At 37.1% G+C, this 19,482-nt stretch carries 16 protein-coding genes; 13 read left to right on the forward strand and 3 right to left on the reverse strand.

The genetic code is table 11. The annotated features are described in order from the left end of the window. Positions 1–106: 106 nt before the first annotated feature. Both moeA and moeB read left to right on the forward strand, forming a co-directional pair. On the forward strand, positions 107–1,348 hold the full coding sequence (gene moeA / locus LG003_RS18050; RefSeq protein ID WP_262981319.1) for a molybdopterin molybdotransferase MoeA: 1,242 nt from the start codon (positions 107–109) through the stop codon (positions 1,346–1,348). Next, positions 1,348–2,100, forward strand: a complete 753-nt coding sequence (gene moeB / locus LG003_RS18055) for a molybdopterin-synthase adenylyltransferase MoeB (RefSeq protein ID WP_262981320.1) — start codon at positions 1,348–1,350, stop codon at positions 2,098–2,100. Before moeA ends, moeB begins: the two co-directional genes overlap by 1 nt. Positions 2,101–2,200: 100 nt before the next feature. Here the strand turns inward: moeB and LG003_RS18060 are convergent, their stop codons facing one another. Then, on the reverse strand, positions 2,201–3,796 hold the full coding sequence (locus LG003_RS18060; protein ID WP_112876130.1) for an ABC-F family ATPase: 1,596 nt from the start codon (positions 3,794–3,796) through the stop codon (positions 2,201–2,203). A 1,219-nt stretch (positions 3,797–5,015) separates the two neighbouring features. Between LG003_RS18060 and LG003_RS18065 the strand changes: the two genes are divergently transcribed. Beyond that, positions 5,016–5,426, forward strand: a complete 411-nt coding sequence (locus LG003_RS18065; RefSeq protein ID WP_112876131.1) for a toxin — start codon at positions 5,016–5,018, stop codon at positions 5,424–5,426. 189 nt (positions 5,427–5,615) lie between these two features. Here LG003_RS18065 and LG003_RS18070 read toward each other — a convergent pair whose 3' ends face one another. After that, on the reverse strand, positions 5,616–6,179 hold the full coding sequence (locus LG003_RS18070) for an LOG family protein (RefSeq protein ID WP_262981321.1): 564 nt from the start codon (positions 6,177–6,179) through the stop codon (positions 5,616–5,618). 431 nt (positions 6,180–6,610) lie between these two features. On the opposite strand from LG003_RS18070, the gene rhtA reads away from it, so the two are divergent. The 3 genes from rhtA to LG003_RS18085 all read left to right on the forward strand — a co-directional run bounded on the left by rhtA (position 6,611) and on the right by LG003_RS18085 (position 8,826). Continuing rightward, complete coding sequence (gene rhtA, locus LG003_RS18075; protein WP_262981322.1) at positions 6,611–7,504, forward strand: threonine/homoserine exporter RhtA; 894 nt, start codon at positions 6,611–6,613, stop codon at positions 7,502–7,504. Between the two features lie 405 nt (positions 7,505–7,909). After that, the gene (gene dps, locus LG003_RS18080; protein ID WP_262981323.1) at positions 7,910–8,416 is read left to right on the forward strand and encodes a DNA starvation/stationary phase protection protein Dps; all 507 of its coding nucleotides are present in this window, start codon (positions 7,910–7,912) and stop codon (positions 8,414–8,416) included. A 188-nt stretch (positions 8,417–8,604) separates the two neighbouring features. Next, complete coding sequence (locus tag LG003_RS18085) at positions 8,605–8,826, forward strand: alkylphosphonate utilization protein (protein ID WP_112876135.1); 222 nt, start codon at positions 8,605–8,607, stop codon at positions 8,824–8,826. A 131-nt stretch (positions 8,827–8,957) separates the two neighbouring features. Here LG003_RS18085 and dinG read toward each other — a convergent pair whose 3' ends face one another. Next, positions 8,958–11,090 carry an ATP-dependent DNA helicase DinG gene (gene dinG / locus LG003_RS18090; protein ID WP_112876136.1) on the reverse strand — a complete coding sequence of 711 codons (2,133 nt, stop codon included), beginning with the start codon at positions 11,088–11,090 and terminating at the stop codon, positions 8,958–8,960. Between the two features lie 156 nt (positions 11,091–11,246). Here dinG and LG003_RS18095 point away from each other — a divergent pair, with 156 nt between their 5' ends. The 7 genes from LG003_RS18095 to LG003_RS18125 all read left to right on the forward strand — a co-directional run. Next, complete coding sequence (locus LG003_RS18095) at positions 11,247–11,408, forward strand: hypothetical protein (RefSeq protein WP_167405280.1); 162 nt, start codon at positions 11,247–11,249, stop codon at positions 11,406–11,408. Between the two features lie 83 nt (positions 11,409–11,491). Next, on the forward strand, positions 11,492–12,328 hold the full coding sequence (gene sseA / locus LG003_RS18100) for a 3-mercaptopyruvate sulfurtransferase (protein WP_112876137.1): 837 nt from the start codon (positions 11,492–11,494) through the stop codon (positions 12,326–12,328). 629 nt (positions 12,329–12,957) lie between these two features. Further along, positions 12,958–14,082: a lipase family protein gene (locus LG003_RS18105; RefSeq protein WP_262981324.1), complete on the forward strand. Its 1,125-nt coding sequence runs from the start codon at positions 12,958–12,960 to the stop codon at positions 14,080–14,082. A 587-nt stretch (positions 14,083–14,669) separates the two neighbouring features. Beyond that, entirely contained in the window at positions 14,670–15,788 is a 1,119-nt protein-coding gene (locus LG003_RS18110; protein ID WP_112876138.1) for a lipase family protein, read from the forward strand. Positions 15,789–16,145: 357 nt separating this feature from the next. Continuing rightward, a complete protein-coding gene (locus tag LG003_RS18115) occupies positions 16,146–17,225 on the forward strand; it encodes a lipase family protein (protein ID WP_262981325.1) in 1,080 nt (359 codons plus the stop codon). 591 nt (positions 17,226–17,816) lie between these two features. Beyond that, positions 17,817–18,923 (forward strand): lipase family protein, encoded by a 1,107-nt coding sequence (locus LG003_RS18120; RefSeq protein ID WP_262981326.1) that lies wholly within the window; start codon positions 17,817–17,819, stop codon positions 18,921–18,923. Positions 18,924–19,158: 235 nt separating this feature from the next. Then, positions 19,159–19,482: GNAT family N-acetyltransferase (locus tag LG003_RS18125; protein WP_262981327.1), on the forward strand; the 324-nt coding region annotated here is incomplete at its 3' end.

Raw genomic sequence — 19,482 nt, forward strand, 5'->3', positions numbered from 1 at the left:
CGCATTTATGAAACATAGGATACTCATCAAAGCCAAATATCACTCACACATAGGATGATCTCTGTCATAATGCCATTAATGAAAAACCTTATCTGGGAGCATCATTATGGATCACTGTCACACCTCTGGATTGATCTCTTTGCAGCAGGCGTTGGAAAAATTTCTGACACAAGTTACACCACTGGCTGATACAGAAACCGTCAACCTCCCGCAAACATCAGGACGCATTACTGCAACAAATATTATTTCGCCTATCAATGTGCCGCCTTTTGCTAACTCAGCAATGGATGGTTATGCCATACGCTATACGGATTTAAATAGCTGTAAACCACTGCCTCTGGCAGGAAAAGCACTTGCAGGCACACCTTTTCAAGGAGAATGGCCGGTTGCAACCTGTATCCGCATTATGACTGGCGCACCAATTCCCACAGGTGCTGATACGGTCATTATGCAGGAACACGCGGAAATTACTGATGACGGCATCGTTTTCACTCAGCCAGCCAAACAAGGTCAGAATATCCGTCTGGCGGGCGAAGATATGACTAAAGGCGCGGTGGTACTACCGGCAGGTAGTAAATTATCCACCGCTCAGCTACCCCTGATTGCATCTTTAGGCATCACCGAAGTTGAAGTGGTTCGCAAATTGAAAGTCGCCATTTTTTCGACAGGTGATGAGCTACAAGCTATCGGTCACCCACTTAAGGAAGGGCAAATTTATGATACCAACCGTTTTGCCGTTCGACTGATGCTGGAGAAACTGGATTGCGACGTTATTGATTTAGGGGTTATTGCAGACAATCCCCAGGCTTTACGCCATGTTTTCGCTCAAGCAGATCAAAAAGCTGATTTAGTCATCAGCAGTGGTGGTGTTTCTGTGGGTGAAGCAGACTACACCAAGCAAATACTGGATGAATTAGGCGAAATCAGTTTCTGGAAACTGGCAATTAAACCGGGTAAACCTTTCGCTTTTGGCAAACTAAAAAACGCCTGGTTCTGTGGTTTGCCCGGTAATCCAGTTTCAGCCGTTCTCACTTTCTATCAATTAGTTCAACCTTTAATCGCGCATCTATCCGGTTTTACGGCATGGCAACCCCCTATGCGTATGCGCGCCAAGGTCACCACACCATTGAAAAAGACGCAGGGAAGAATGGATTTCCAACGAGGTATTGCTTCGGTGAATGAACAAGGTCAATTAGAAGTCTGTACGACAGGGCATCAAGGCTCTCATATATTTAGTTCATTCAGTCAGGGGAATTGCTTCATTGTTCTGGAACGTGAACGTGGGCGGGTAGAAGTTGGTGAAAATGTTGAAATCGAACTGTTCAATCACTTACTGAAAAATGAATAATGACCATTGAACTCACAGACGCAGAAATCCTACGCTACAACCGTCAGATTGTTCTACGTGGGTTTGATTTTGACGGTCAGGAAAAATTGAAATCTTCGATGATTCTGATAGTCGGCGCAGGTGGTTTAGGTTGCGCAGCATCCCAATATTTGACCGCAGCAGGTGTGGGAACAATAACACTACTGGATTTTGATACCGTTTCTCTCTCGAACCTACAACGGCAGATCCTGCATCGGGACGAACGTATCGGCATGGCTAAGGTACATTCAGCCCAATTGACACTCCGAGCAATAAACCCACATGTCACCATTAAAACAGTTAATGGATTACTGGAAGATCAGGCGCTAGATGAACTCATCAGCCAGAATGATGTTATCTTGGATTGTACTGATAATGTGGCAATCCGCGAACAACTGAACCTCTCGTGTCTGGCAAAGAAAACGCCTCTGGTTTCCGGCGCAGCTATTCGCATGGAAGGACAACTCACTACATTTACTTATCAATCAGATGCTCCCTGCTACCGTTGCCTGAGCAGACTGTTTGGCGAAAACAATCTAACATGCGTAGAAACGGGAGTTATGGCGCCATTAGTCGGTACCATCGGTACACTACAAGCAATGGAAACCATCAAACTCCTTACTGGATATGGCAAAGTCAACAGCGGAAAGGTTTTATTGTTTGATGCAATGACGATGCAATTTCGTGATATTAAGTTACTTAAAGATCCCAATTGCGAAGTGTGCAGCAGTTAATTCTATCCACCGATAGAAATAACACACTGCTATAAATAACACACAACAGAAATAACACGCCCCGGTTATCTCCACCGGGGCGATTTATCTCATAAAATTATTACTCAATAATTCCCTGACTTCTCAGATACTCATCATAAGTACCTTTGAAATCAATGACTTTATCAGATTTAATTTCCATAACTCGGCTTGCCAATGAGCTAACAAACTCCCGATCATGAGAAACAAATATCAAAGTACCTTTATACAATTCAAGCGCAAGGTTCAGGGATTCAATGGATTCCATATCCAAGTGGTTTGTTGGTTCATCCATTATCAGAATATTTGGCTGTTGCATCATCAACTTACCAAATAGCATCCGCCCTTTTTCGCCACCCGATAATACTTTGACTTTTTTCTTAATGTCATCTTGGCTGAACAACAAACGGCCTAATACGCTACGAACGGCTTGTTCATCATCCCCTTCTCTCTTCCATTGACTCATCCAGTCAAAAACCGTCAGATCGCAGTCAAAATCATGGGCATGATCCTGAGCATAGTAACCAATGCTGCTATTTTCAGACCATTTAACTGTGCCGCTATTTGGCTCTGTTTCACTAACGAGCGTTTTCAAGAAAGTTGTTTTACCAATACCGTTAGCACCAATAACAGCGAGTTTCTCACCAACTTCCAGCAAGAGATTAAGATTTTTAAACAGAGGGCCATTGTCATAACCTTTAGTTAAACCTTCTATTTCCAGGGCATTACGGAATAATTTCTTATCCTGCTCAAAACGAATATAAGGATTCTGACGGCTGGATGCTTTAACTTCTTCCAACTGGATTTTATCAATCTGACGAGCACGGGAAGTCGCCTGTTTTGATTTAGAAGCATTAGCGCTAAAACGGCTGACAAAAGATTGTAACTCCGCAATCTGTGCTTTTTTCTTCGCATTATCAGCTAGCAGACGTTCACGGGCCTGAGTGGCGGCAACCATATATTCATCATAATTACCGGGGAACAGACGCAACTCACCGTAATCGAGATCAGCCATATGAGTACAAACTGTATTCAGGAAGTGACGATCATGGGAAATAATGATCATGGTGCTATTTCGTTCATTCAGTATTTGCTCTAACCAACGAATCGTATCGATATCCAGGTTGTTCGTTGGTTCATCCAATAACAGAACATCAGGATTAGAAAACAGCGCTTGAGCCAGCAATACACGCAATTTCCAGCCGGGCGCCACTTCGCTCATCAAACCGTAATGCTGTTCTACTGGAATACCCACGCCTAGCAACAACTCTCCGGCTCGCGCTTCGGCACTATAACCATCCATCTCGCCATAAGCGACTTCCAGATCCGCAACGCGATAGCCATCCTCTTCACTCATTTCTGCCATTGCATAGATGCGGTCACGCTCCTGCTTTACCTGCCACAGTTCCGTGTGCCCCATAATCACGGTATCCAACACCGTGAACTCTTCAAAAGCAAACTGATCCTGACGCAGTTTACCAATACGCTCATTGGGATCGGTGCTGACATTGCCGGCAGAGGGTGTCAGATCACCTCCCAGAATTTTCATAAAAGTAGATTTACCGGAACCATTAGCGCCAATCAGACCATAACGGTTACCGTTGCCAAACTTGACAGAAATGTTTTCAAACAGGGGCTTACTGCCAAATTGCATGGTGATGTTGTTTGTACTTAACACTGCATTCGCTCTTACATTTAGAAACAAAAGGAAAATCGGAAAAATCGGTAGCGGCGCATTATGCCACAATAGTGTTAAGAGATCGCGGAGAGTTTTGAGCGTTATTCGAGCTAATTAATTTATATCGTACCGAAAATTCATTCGCTAAAACAGACTCCAGACTCGTGAGAAGCCCTAGAGTCCCAGGGCATTCCGCCAGCTTAAAGGCTTGCTTGCAAGATCTGGCGACTAATATCTAAAAATAGACTGCTTTGATTTTTTACTTTTAATAAAATAGCAACAAGCTTTCTATTGGTACTCTGAATGACAAAACGATACTGTGATTTAATTTGATGCGGAATGTGCTCTCAAATCAAACACGAAGAAGAAAATTAAGAAAAATCAATAATGACACACCGAAAATAAACATATTAATAACCAATGACATTACATTTATGACAATTTAATTTTTTTATGATATTTTCATCAAGGATGTAATAGTCCCTATAGTGAATATAATTTCATCCCATTATCCAAATATTTGTTAATCAATAAATCAATAAACTTCTTAGCAATAAGAAAGACTTATCAAATTAATGCGTTTATAGCTATTCAAAATAAATACAATCTGTTGCTAAGTTATACTCATTCAATATTACAACATATTAACATCTCATCAATATAATGATGAATTAATGTTCAAAAAACAATAAAATTATTATTCATTCATCATAGACCTAGCAATCTATTTTTGTTTGTCATTATAGTTGTTTTATATATTATTTATTAAAAACATAGACATATTTTATCATTTATATCTGCGTTTTTAAGTACGAAAATATAATTAACCGGTTGTTATTTTATAATAAAACACAAAGAGCAAAAAAATTGACTTTTATCTGAGAGAAAAGGTATCTTAAAAAACATCGAGACAAAATAAATCTTTTTATCTACACCAATGAATAGATAGTTTGCTTTTAATTTTAATCTTTTAAAAGATTAAAATTATCAAAAATGGTAATAAAATGGTGATAACGATAAATAAAAATACTCAGATATAAAAATTGATCTTTAGGAAACATAAAGAAATGGAATTCTAATAAGAAGTAAAAATAAGCTATCAAATATAGCTAAGAAAGTTGGTTACGCCCCAAGTTATTTTATATAACCATAACAGGTTGAATTAAAATCTTGGAATTTATTAATTATATTTTTAAAATCAATCACAAGAGGTAATACTATGTCAGAGATCGAAGCAATCTCCTTAAAAGCACCAATCAGCGTTATTGCAAAAGTAACTAACAAATCAGTATATAAACTTAAACTTATTCAGGATTCTATTCGTCTGGATCAAGGTGAGTGGACCACTCTTCCTCCTCAAGTCATTAATAGAAGCAATGATAACACGCCTGGAAAAGCGATTTGGAGAAGTGATTCAAACAGCCTGTTAGGTGGTGTTGCAGGGCGCTGTACCTATGTATTTGTAGATAGTAAAGGCGAAATCTATAGCGTTTATATTACATGGAGCAATCCTCTGATTGGCAGCAGCAGCTACTCAATCTCAACTGATTATTTAGGTGATGATTTACATTTATCCTATACAGCAGATGGCGGTAATAATCCAGTAGTAGAATATATGATTGTAAGCTAATACTTAATCAGCATTATTAACAACCATTCCTGTGAGAAGATATTTTAATTAATATCTATACAACAGGAATGGTTTATTTAAAGAGATAATTTCTTTCCCATCTTAATCAATTATGAATTCTTACTTATTATTACCATTCCTGTATAACTCTCTCATCATAATAATACTATTTTAATTATAGAGCTGCTTTTAATATGTTTTTATAGACGGCGCCCGATAAGTATTGAAACGATCAAGTAAGATGGCCGGATCCTGTTCAATGATTGCCATATGACGATATTTTTCATGTAAGAATTGTTCATCAACCATTTTATTGATCATGGCAATTAGTGGATCATAAAAGTTATTAATATTAAGAATACCGCAAGGTTTCGTATGTAACCCAATCTGACTCCAGGTAAATACCTCACTAAACTCTTCCAACGTACCAAAGCCACCAGGTAAAGCAACAAAACCATCAGCTAATTCAATCATTTTGTTTTTACGCTGATGCATCGTTTCAACAACGTATAATTCAGTCAGATTTTTATGTGATATTTCCCGTGCTTCCAATAATGTTGGAATAACACCAATGACTTTCCCGCCCTCTGCCAAAACCGTATTCGCAACAGTTCCCATAATACCCACACTAGCGCCACCATAAATCAGTGTAAGATTACGTTTAACCAATTCCTTTGCGAAGATAATGACATTTTCTTTATAGATTTCAGATATACCCAGACTTGAACCACAATAAACCGCAATACTTTTCATTATCTCAGCTCCTGTTACTTTATCTTCACATGAAAACCAAGATTATACGTTAGTATCACAATCATACAACTCACTTATAAAACTGATATAAAAAAACAAAATAAAGACGGTTTCTTTCATATTCAATATATTAGCATTAATCATAACTTATACTTAATTATTATGATATAAAATCAAACATTAACCAGATTGTAGTAAATACCTTCATCACTTGTCATCCCTAAATTATCAACATATTAAAATACAATGTAAATTTATACCAGAATTATATACCAATAATGAAATTTAATTTCACTATAACCATATAATATGGTCTAATAAATGAAAAATATTTCGCTAAAATTATATTCTCTAAACCTATTGAGTTATCTGCATTTCACTGCGAAGATTATCGGTCAGATCACTTGATTTTAATTTGAGGTTTTGCCCGGATGTCTCCTTCCAAGCTCCAAAAGAGCACCTTTCCATTAATACCTGTAATACTGTTACTGCTTGCCATGACATCAATTCAGGGTGGTGCTTCTCTTGCCAAAACGCTGTTTCCGGTCATCGGTGCACCAGGTGTTACCGCACTGCGCCTAGGTCTTGGAACTATCATTCTGTTTATTATTTTTAAACCCTGGCGCTTGCGTTTTAGCCGAAAATCCATCATGCCACTGCTTACATATGGTATTGCTCTTGGCGCGATGAATTATACATTCTATATGGCACTGACAACTATTCCTTTAGGTATTGCCGTGGCCCTTGAATTTACCGGCCCACTGGCTGTAGCCATGTTCTCATCACGTCGACCAATAGATTTTCTTTGGGTGGCGTTGGTTATCGCTGGCTTATTTTTCCTACTACCTATTGGCAATAATAATGTTAATAGTTTAGATCCTATAGGGGTTATTTATGCACTCAGCGCCGGGGTTTGTTGGGCGCTGTATATTATTTTCGGCCAACGCGCCGGGGCAGGTCATGGAGCAGCAACTGTATCCATTGGTTCATTTATCGCTGCTATGATATTTTTCCCTATCGGTTTAATACAAACAGAGCCAGAGCTATTATTTGATATGTCTATTCTCCCTCTGGCACTGGCAATTGCAATTCTATCTACCGCATTCCCATATACACTGGAAATGATTGCTCTAACCCGTTTACCTGCACAAACATTTGGTACTCTAATGAGCCTTGAACCCGCATTGGGTGCACTATCTGGTATTGCGTTTCTGAATGAGCATTTAACTATAACGCAATGGCTGGCACTGTTCTGTATTATTTTTGCCTCCATCGGTTCTACGTCAACAATAAAAGGAAAACCTAAAATCACCGAAATAGATTAATTATTTTATTTAATCTAAATAAAATAGAAGCCGGAGGAATAAAGTCATTCTCCGGTTTTTTTATAAATAAAAAACTGATTCATGAAAAAATTACTCACACAGATTTACCTGATAAATTATTATACTTTTCAATATTAATTGAAGAATTTCATGGTAAATATTTTCTTATAAAAATTAACTATTGATTTAATAGGAATAAGCTATACCCAATGGATTTCAAGATGCATCGCGACGGCAAGGGAGTGAATCCCCGGGAGCATAGCAAACTATGTGACCGGGGTGAGCGAGTGCAGCCAACAAAGAGGCAACTTGAAAGATAACGGGTATATATGACTTAAGACTAATATCGAGTTACATTTATCTCATCAATGAAAGACTCATTATTAACATCAGGGGAAAATTATTATGGAGACTGCCAAATTAGTCAAAATAGAGACATCCACACTACTTTATACTCGTAATGATGTCGATGATGACATTAAGCAGGAAACAATTGAAATTCTGAACCATATGGTGATCCAATTTATTGATCTTTCGCTGTTTACCAAACAAGCACATTGGAATATGCGTGGCAAAAATTTTATTTCCATCCATGAAATGCTAGATATCTTTCGTGCCACGATTATTGAACATTCGGATATCTTTGCAGAAAGAGTCGTACAACTTGGTGGAATAGCTCTCGGCACCGTACAGGAAGTTAATAGACACACAGCACTGAAAAGCTACCCAACAAATATCCATGACGTGCAGGATCATCTAAAAGCGCTGGCCGACCGTTATGCTGTTGTCGCTAACGATATCCGCAAAGCACTGGATGAAATTGAGGATGAAAACACCGCAGATATGTTAACTACCGCCTCTCGTGATCTCGACAAATTCTTATGGTTTATTGAAGCAAGTGTTGAGCAGTAAAAATATAAAGAGCCGCCAAATTAAGAACTCTGAAACCTACAGGCCCCTGTTAACAATGGGGCTTGTTTGCATTATCCTTTCATCACCCAATACCCGGCACGGACAAATTTCGCCATATCCTTTAATAATCAGCACAAATTGTCTATAATCCACACTTATTTTCAGAAATAACTTGAGGAAATAATAAAATGGACACCGAAGTAAAAGACAGTAATGGCACCCTACTTAATGATGGCGATTCTGTACAGGTCATCAAAGATCTAAAAGTAAAAGGCACATCAGCAACGTTAAAACGCGGCACTTTGATTAAAAATATCCGTCTTACCCATCGTGACGATGAAATCGAATGTAACGCAGATAAAATCAGAGGGTTAGTATTAAAAACCTGTTTTCTGAAAAAAGTAGGATAAATCGCCTTTTCTATCGATTTTATTTACCAAATTAGCCGCCCCCTATAAAGAGGGTGGCGTAAAAGGCCGACATTTTTTGCTAAGAGTAAAAATAAACCTCGATTTTGGGTAGATTTACTATTCCTTGCTAGTTATCTCTTTTTTATGTTCTCAATTTCCGTCTCTGAAATAACCTCCGGCTGTTCAATAGGGAAAATGGGCAGCGCCTGCAACAATCTTGGGCCATACCTTTTGCTCAGTAAGCGCCTGTCATAAATCACCACATCACCATAACATTCATGGCTACGGATAAGTCTTCCTACTTGCTGAATCAGGCTAAAAGAAGCACTTGGTAAACTCTGCACTTCAAAAGGATAACGTTTAAGTGATTTCAACCATTCGCTTTCAGTAATAATGACTGGATTATTCACTGGCGGAAATGAGATTTTTTGAATGTGAACTTGGGACAGATAATCCCCCTTTAAATCCAAACCTTCGGCAAAAGATTGCAATCCAATCAAAACACTACACTGCCCTTCATTGATACGCTGACAATGTGTTTCCACTAACCGATAACGTGGCTGATCCCCTTGCACAAGTAACATCAGACGTAAATCTGTTACATAAGAGAGAAAGATATCCATCGCCCTCTGACTGCTGAACAAAACCAACATGCCTTTATGTTGCTGCCTCAGCAGTTGAGCTCTGAAATAACACGCCATCTCTTGCAAATGAGCGGTTTCATTGTGCAGTGTCGGCTCCCATGACATTTTGGGAATAACCAGTTTGCCCTGCCGTACATGATCAAAAGGTGATGACAATGCGACAAAACGGTCGCCTGCTTTTTCAGTCAACCCAGTCAACTCCTGAATACGGGAAAAACTATTCAGAGAACGAAGCGTTGCCGATGTCACAACCACATGAGGAATGCTACGCCAAAGCAGTTGATTAAGCTGTTCGCTGACTCTGATACCGGCACAATGGAAATAGAGGTGTGACTGATTTTTCTCATCACGGCGTCTAAGCCATTTTGATACCGGCGCACTGGATGACTCTTCCAACGCTGCTAAACGCCACAGCTTAGTCATATTTTCAAAATATCCAAGCGTACGACTAGTATGCAAAATAGACCGATGCAATCTGACAATATCCTGTTTAGCCGTCCGCTCAGTCAAATCATTCAGTATCGCTTCTGCCAAACCCCGTAAACCGTCAGTCAATTTAAATAGCTGCTGGCAGCAAAGTAGCAAGTTATCCGGTAATTTACCCATCTCAAACAGATACTCATCTATTTCATTCTTATCAGGTAAAAACGCCTGAGTGATAATTGCAAGCTCTCTAAAGCATTCTCGTAGTTTTTCACTGTGTTCATTAAGGCGACTGGCATTAGCTAAGCGTGGTGGCTTTGCCGGATGGAACTGCACCAGATATTGCTCAACATGACGAACAAAAGTATCTAATTGACCATTCAGTTGAAACAGAGTGATTTCCCCCTCCACTTCCAGAGAATCCCTAGCAACATCCGGTATATGGTGTCCTTCGTCGAGTACCAATAACAAATTTTTAGCATCAGGGAGTACCGATTCACTCTCCAATGCCGCCATCACTAACGCATGGTTAGCGACCACCACATCGACATTTTCTATCTCACGGCGAGCAATAAAAAATGGGCAACGATGATAATACTGACAGTTACGTCCCAAACAATTTGCTTTATCCGTACTCACTTTCCCCCACAAAGCATCGGACAAAGCCAATTTATGGTGATCACGCAACCCATCCCAGGCAAAAGTTGTGTAATCACTACGCAACCGACGACACAATTCCCTCTCTTCACTACTGGCAAGCTCTGTTTTGTCCTCAACCAAAAACATAAGATCGATCTGCTCACTCTCGGTTGCACAGATAGCGTCAAGATTGCGTGGGCAAACATAACGACCACGACCAAAAGCACCGGTAAATTTCAGATCGGGAATAATTTTACGCAACAGAGGAAGGTCTTTACTGTAAATCTGATCTTGTAAAGCGACATTCGCCGTACTCACGACCAATGGCTTACTTTCCGCTCTGCTGATAGCAATCCCAGGTAGCAGGTAAGAAAGGGTTTTACCGATTCCCGTTGGTGCCTCAATAACCAAATGACGACCTTCCTGATCCGCAAGCGTTTTTGCAACTTCGGCAATCATCTGCCGCTGCGGAGTACGAGAAATAAAACCATTAATATGTTGAGGTAATATCTTATACCACTGACTTATCTGATTTTTTATTGAATTGGAAAGTGCCATTGGATTCTACTGCTATGAAATCGGAGCGCTATTGTCCCACAGAGCAGAAATGAAATCAGCTTCATGTCGAGGCAATAATCATTAAATTGGTGAGCACCTTGTCAGCTATTCAGAACGCTATATACTGCCTATTTTCTACAACACCTGAGAACAATAATGAAAAAGCTCCTTATCATTTTCATCGCTATCTTTGCATTTGGTTCAATTGGCGGCGTATTCTTGGCGGGCCTTAATATGTATACCCGTTCAACCACACCGATAGAATCACCAACCAGCCAACAACCAGAAACCACCACAGCGCCGGCACAACAACAATAACGGGCTGTAACACGTAGTGCCTATCCCAATAGGGCTATTTTATCCTTGTATCTAATTCATCTTCGTATCAAGTGAGGGACCCCATGAATAACGCATACTTTGTCACTCCACAATGGCTAAAAGATCATCTTGATGATAAGAATCTCGTCATCCTTGATGCAACCGCCCCACCACCACCTCAACAGATTGATTGTCATAAACTTTGGCTGGATACCCATATTCCCGGCGCCCAATTTTTTGATTTAGACAAAATTGCCAATCATCAAAGTGGATTACCTCACATGCTGCCCGACCCGCAAACTTTTAGTCAGGCTGTTGGCGCAATGGGGATCAGTAAAAATCATTTAGTCGTGATTTACGACCAAGGCAATATGTTTTCTGCTCCTCGTGCATGGTGGACATTTAAGATATTCGGTAGCCATAACGTCCGTATTCTTGATGGCGGCTTACAAGGTTGGCAACAGGCAGGATTGCCAACAGAATCAGGTGAAGTGAAACGCAATCCTCAAATCTTTAGTGCCAATTTCAATGCCGACAAAGTGAAATCTCTGGAACAAATTCTGGATTCTCTCAATGATCAACAGACCCAAATTGTCGATGCCAGAGCAACAGACCGTTTTCAAGCTAAAGCACCAGAACCGCGTCCCGGATTAAGAATGGGCCATATTCCCGGTAGTAAAAACGTTCCGTGGACCATGTTAGTAGAAAGTGGTCATTTTAAATCCGCAAATGAAATTACAGATATTTTCCGTAAGCAAGATGTCGATTTAAACAAACCAGTTATTGCCAGTTGTGGATCAGGTATGACCGCGGCCGTTTTGGTACTGGGTTTAGATATCATCGGCAAGCAAGATGTTTATTTATATGACGGCTCATGGGCTGAATGGGGAGCAGATGATGCTTTGCCACTTGAAAAATAATTAAATGCCATAGGGCATATTTACTCTATGCCCTCTAATTATTTAATATAAACAAATATACCCATTATCTTTCAAGTTGCCTCTTTGTTGGCTGCACTCGCTCACCCCGGTCACATAGTTTGCTATGCTCCCGGGGATTCTCTCCCTTGCCGTCGCGATGCATCTTGAAATCCATTGGGTATAGATATGTTTTTCAGTAATTAAATAGCATCCAATCAAATAATTTCCATATCGTTATATTTCACAATTCCATTTGTCAATTTAATTTTTCATTCTTCAATCAATATTATTTTTATCAATCATAGTTACATAAAACAATGAAATAAATATATTTTCAAATTCAAATATTATTATTATCAACTTAAAATTCAACTCTGTTTTTTATTTAAAAATAAGATTAAGATATTATTCCAATAGGGATTGTCTTTAGAGGAAATACATAAGGAGATCAGCACCAAGATGGGTTTAAAACCCATTGATTTTTATCTGGAATATTACCCTGTTCCACGTTTTACCACAAAGGTGTAAAAATAAAATATCCCTATGCAATGGGTTATAAAAAAGTTGGATATTGATACTTTTACCAGAGCATAATATCAAAATTTATATTATAAAAATGGAGAGTAAAAATGACTATTTCTCTTAAAGATCAAAGAATAAATCTCGCACTCAGCTTTATCAGTGGTGCGGGGAGTATAATAACTGAAAAACCAGAGCCAACTATGGTTGCAGAAGATATTCAAACATCACTGGAAAAGAGCAGAGTGACAGCCAACAGATTTTCTATTATTTGGGGCCCCGCTGTTTTTCGTGTTGATAATGGAAAAAACACTAAAGATAATAAAGACGATCACGTTTTATTCATTGTAAAAAATCGCCAGATTCCTCATGATTATCGCATCGTTATCAGAGGATCATGGTCTGATGTTAACTGGCAAGTTGAAAATTTTGCTGTACATGAAACGGTAAACTGGTCACTTTGGGATCAAAATATCCCTGAAGAGTTTAAAGATGCTAAGATCTCTTATGGAACCCATTTAGCATTAAACTATATTGTTAATCAAGTAAAAAGTAACAATATTCCTGGTTATGGAGAATCACTCATTGAGGCAATTAATAAAATTGCTTCGGAAAAAGGTACACATAATATTACCATCACCGGGCACAGTTTGGGTGGTATTCTCGCTTCTACCCTTGGGTTGTATTTAAAACTCTTATACCTTCATAAAGGGAACAATAATATTCGTATTCATGTTTGCTCTTTTGCCAATCCAAATACCGGTAATGATATTTTTACATCTTATATTAAATCTGTTTTTAATGGCACCTCAACAACCCGCTATAAAAGCCATTTCTTAAGGATATATAATCGTAAAGATGTTATTTCCCTAATATGGAACCTAGATGGATTAGAGAAAATCCCAACCATCTATGAACCATTAATTAAATTAGATGAGAAATTAATTAATAGATTTAAAAAGATTGTTCTTCTCGTACAAGATAAAGGTTACACCAAACTCACGCCAGATTTACCTTTTACAGCACCTATTGCAGAACTGGACCTCAATAAGCAAGTTGTTTTTCAACATATTAAAGCCTATGCTAACCAATATGGCATGAATTTAGTGGAAGTTAATGACGGTACTCAACCACCTATTGATGATCTTGTGGTTATTAATAGTAATCTATCTCAAGATATCGTCGCTTATTTCTTACTTATACCTCTGCCTGATGACAATATTAATGTCTCATAAATTTATTATGCTTTATCTATATTTTATCTAAATTTAATGGAGCCTTATTACACTTATTACAAAGGTTCCATTAAACCAAAATTATTTTAATATACCCCATGGATTTCAAGATGCATCGCGACGGCAAGGGAGTGAATCCCCGGGAGCATAGCAAACTATGTGACCGGGGTGAGCGAGTGCAGCCAACAAAGAGGCAGCTTGAAAGATGACGGGTATATATCATTAGAATATCATTGATTTATAATTACTCCCAATAACATTATTCGCAGAGATAATCTCAAAGCTATTTATATATAGCTAATATTAAGTAATACATATAATCCTAAAAGATAAAAATAATATTACAATGTAATTATTCAATATATAACTCAATCGTTTACTTTTAATTTCGAAATAAATAATTTATATTTCCGTCAAATAAAATAATATCAAAAAACCGATGTAATTATTTGACAGATTTGAAAGTTATTATTAACTTTAAGTTAAATTCTGTTTTTGTCTAAATGGAAGAGCAAAAGAATTAAATCTTGATATCTAGACCGATACCTCGCATTAACACTTATTACATGAAAAAATAGGGAGTAAAAATGACTATTTCTCGTGAAGATCAAAAAATAAATCTCGCGCTCAGCTTCATTATAAACTCTGGAGGAATCAAAACCAGTAAACCAGAACCGGGCATTGTTTCAGAAAATATCCAAAGATCGTTAGAAAGCAGTAAAGCTACAGCAAATAAATTCACTATCATTTGGGGACCCGCAGTGTTTCGTGTTGATGACGTTGGTAGGAAAAAAAGCGTTATAGATAAAAAAGACGATCATGTTTTATTCATTGTGCAAAATCGCTATGATCCAAATGACTATCACGTTGTTATTCGGGGATCATGGTCCGATATTAACTGGCTTAATGAAGATATTATTGTCTGTGAAACTCAAGACTGGGCACGATGGGATTCAAGATCACCTGAAAATGCCAAGATAGCCTATGGAACCGACATGGCATTAGGCTATATTATTAACCAAATGAAAAGCAATAATTCTCCGGGTTATGGAGAATCTCTCACTGATGCGATTGATAAAATAGCCCTAAAAGAAGGAATACAAAACATTACTATTACAGGACACAGTTTGGGAGGCGTACTATCTTCTACCATTGGTTTATATCTAAAGAGACGATATCTTGATAAAGGAAATAATAATATTCGGATTAATGTTTGTGCTTTTGCAGGACCAACTGCTGGTAACGATGTTTTCGCATCCTACTCTGAATCTATTTTCAATGACATATCAGTAGCCGGTTATAAAAGTAATTTTCTAAGAATTCATAATAGCATGGATGTGGTTCCCCTAGCCTGGCATATAAAAGATTTGGAGGAAGTTAAAGCTATCTATCCAGTGTTAACTGTAACAATTAATGCTCTCATCCTCTCTGTCTTTAATAAGAATTACACTCAAATTTCCCCAGATTTCCCTATTCATTCACAGATTCCAATATCACCAATAGTGTCGTTTGATGATTTACTGGTTAATATTGGCAATCAACATACTCATGCCTATGCCAAAGAGTATGATATGAGTTTTATCACCATTGATGATAATTCAAATATACCGACTGATTACGATATTGTTGTAGTTAATGATAGCCTATCCGAAAGTATTGTCGATCTCTTCAAATTTCTAACCAAAGATAAAATCAATATTACATAATCTTATTATGTATAATATAAGTGGAGCCTTTATTAAAGGTTCCATTCATTGCAATAAATGACTTTCCATAAGCAGCGTTATAAATAACCTTTCAAAGATGTAATGATATTTTTATAGAATTATTTAACATGTCATTTTTATCACTTACCTTTAATTTCATAATAAATAATTTACGTGTTGTCAAATAAAATAACATTAAAAACCCTTTGCACATATTTGACAAATTCAAAATTCATTATTAACTTTAAACTTAACTATATTTTTATTTAAACGGAAGACTCAAAAAATTAAACCTTGATGTTTGAGCCAAAGCATCAGATCAACATTTACCATATGAAAAAATGGGAGGGGTAAAAAATGACTATATCTCTTGAAGAGCAAAAATTAAATCTCGCGTTAAGCCTTATTATTAATTCTGGAGAAATATCTGACAAATCAGACAAAATAAAAACCATTGAATGTGATATTAAACAATCACTTAAAAACAGTAAGGCAACAGCAGATAAATTCTCTATTATTTGGGGACCGGCTGTGTTCCGTATTAATGAAAAACACCATGACAAAAAATATGATCACGTTGTCATGATTGTGAAAAATATCGATAATCCAAGTGACTATCGCCTTATCATTCGGGGAACCTGGTCTAAGATTAACGAAATTGATGAAGATCTTCATGTATCTAAAACTGTAGACTGGTCGAAGTGGGACACAAATATTCCTCAAGAATTTAAAGATGCTAAGATCTCCCATGGAACAGACTTAGCATTAAAATCCCTTATTCAAGGTAAACCTCTTAATGAGAACAACGTATCACTCATCGATAAACTCGATGAAATTACCACAGAAGAAGGGAAAGATAAGATACTGAATATTACCGTCACGGGGCATAGTTTGGGTGGTTTACTAGCCTCTACTATTGGCTTATATCTTAAAAGGCGCTACATCAACAACAACAATATACGTATTCACACTTGCTCCTTCGCAGGCCCAACTGCCGGCAATGATATTTTCGCCTCCTATTCTGACTCTGTTTTTAAAGGAACATTAAGCCCTAACGTTTATGAAAGTAATTTTCTGAGAATTCATAATATCAATGATATCGTTCCATTAGCATGGGCTAAAAATGATTTGAGGAAAATTGAGAAACTCTATCCAATACTAACAATTGGAGTTGAGATTTATATCCACAAAACCCACCATATAAACTATACCCAACTCTCCCCAGAGTGCTCTTTTTCAGAGAAGTTAAATAAACATCAAAACTTACTTGATAGTATAGGATTTCAACATATCAAGGCATATCCAAAACATTATCAAATGACTTACAAAGAAGTTCATGGCAATTCAACGATACCGACTGATTGCGATATTGTTGTGGTTGACAATAACTTATCTAAACATATTCATGACTGTTTCAGTTCTCTAATTAAAGATTAGAACAATATTACTAACCTTACCATATTGTAATATATTTTTTGATTCATCAGTAATGGAATCTTATATTAAGGGTTCCATTCATTGCAATAAATTATACCCGTCATCTTTCAAGTTGCCTCTTTGTTGGCTGCACTCTCTCACCCCGGTCGCATAGTTCGCTATGCTCCCGGGGATTCGCTCCCTTGCCGTCGCGATGCATCTTGAAATCCATTGGGTATATAATTAAATAGCGTAAATAAATTATTTTTCTTATCTATCACTAATTACAGCCATTCACTATCACTCATTTTTGTAGATACCAATATAAATTATTTTCCATAGATAATAGATATCACAATTATCACTCTCAATAGCTAATATAACCTTACAAAAGCATGGTGTAATTTTTATCGCTTATTTTAAAGTTCATAATAGATAATTTATTTTGTTAAATAAAATAACTTCAAAAAATTATATACTCTCATTTAACAGATTTAAAGATTATTATTAACTTTGATTCTGTTGTTTAAATAAAAACCCAAGGTATTGATCATTGATGTTTAAGCTAACACATCAGATCAGCATTCATTATATTAAAAATTGGAAACAAAAATGACAATTTCTCTTGAAGATCAAAAAATAAATCTCGCGTTAGGCTTTATTATTAACTCGGGGAGTATAATAACCTATCAACCAGAACCGGCTCTCGTTTCAGAAAATATTCAAAAATCATTAGCAAGTAGTAAAGCGACAGCAAATAGATTCTCTATCATTTGGGGACCTGCTGTTTTTCGTGTCGGTAGTGTTAATAAGAAAACAAGCGTTACAGATAAAAAAGATGATCACGTTTTATTCATTGTAAAAGATCTCAAAAATCCAAATGATTATCGAATCGTTATTCGTGGTTCATGGTCCACTGTTAACTGGTTTGATGAGAATTTCAATGTAGGCACAACTGAAAACTGGTCAATTTGGGATCCAAAAGCCCCCAAAGATGCTAAAATTTCAAAAGGAACCCATATAACTTTAGACTATATTGTCAACCAAATAAAGAGCAATAACCCTGCTGGTTATGGAAAATCATTGATTGAGGTAATTGATAAAATTGCTCTGGAAGAAGGAATACATAATATTATTCTTACAGGGCACAGTTTAGGCGGTGTGATGGCCTCTACGCTTGGTCTGTATTTAAAGAGACGTTATATTGATAAAGGAAACAATAATATTCGTATTCATGTTTCCTCCTTTGCTGCCCCAACTGCCGGTAACGACGTTTTTGTATCCTATAGTGAATCTATTTTTAATGGAACATTACTATCTAGCTATGAAAGTAAGTTTCTCCGAATCCACAATCGTAAAGATATCGTTACCCTAGCCTGGAGTGTAAAAGGATTAGAGCAAATTAAGGCTCTCTATCCAATATCAACTCTAATCGTTAACGGTTTTATTTCAGTCGTGAAGGATAAAAATTACACTCAAATTACGCCAGATTTACCTTTTACTGCACCTGATTTAAAACCTTCTACAGGTTTAATTGAAAAACTCGTACTTCAACATATTGATGCTTATCCCAAAGAGTACGGCATGAGTTTTACAGTCGTTAATGATCGTATTAATCCACCAACTGATTATGATATTGTTGTGATTAACGATGGTCAATCTCGCAATATTAGAGAGCTTTTCTCATCTATTATTCAAGATGAAGATAATACCTGTTAATTTCATCGTATTGTCTCTTGCTTTAATTTAAACCAAATGGAACCTTGATTAAAGGTTCCATTTTATGACTTCATAATCTTCAACATTACTAATGAATTATCCCTCTACCAAAATCATTCATAATAACCATTATCACATCAATTAAAATTCTTTTGACAAAGATATCACGTAGTGGTAGTAAAATTCATTATCATCTGACTTTTTGTAAAATAAAGCATTACCAAAGGAAACCAAAATGGAACCCAAAAAACTAGAAACCAGAAGATTGATATTACATCCTTTAGAAAGTAAGGATTATATACAAATTCAAAATATCTTTCCTCAGTGGGAAATTGTTCGCTATCTTACAGCAAACACCCCGTGGCCCTACCCAGATGATGGTGCCATGAAATATATAAATAATATTGCCCTACCATCAATGGCAAAAGGAAATGCATGGTTTTGGACTATAAGAAAGAAGGATCAGCCATCAATAATAATAGGAATGATATCACTATATGATCAAGAAAATAATAATAGAGGTTTCTGGCTAGATCCACAATGGCATGGAAACGGATTT

The organism is Photorhabdus kleinii, from assembly GCF_025384885.1.
In the GTDB taxonomy this organism is placed as follows: Bacteria; Pseudomonadota; Gammaproteobacteria; order Enterobacterales; family Enterobacteriaceae; genus Photorhabdus; species Photorhabdus kayaii.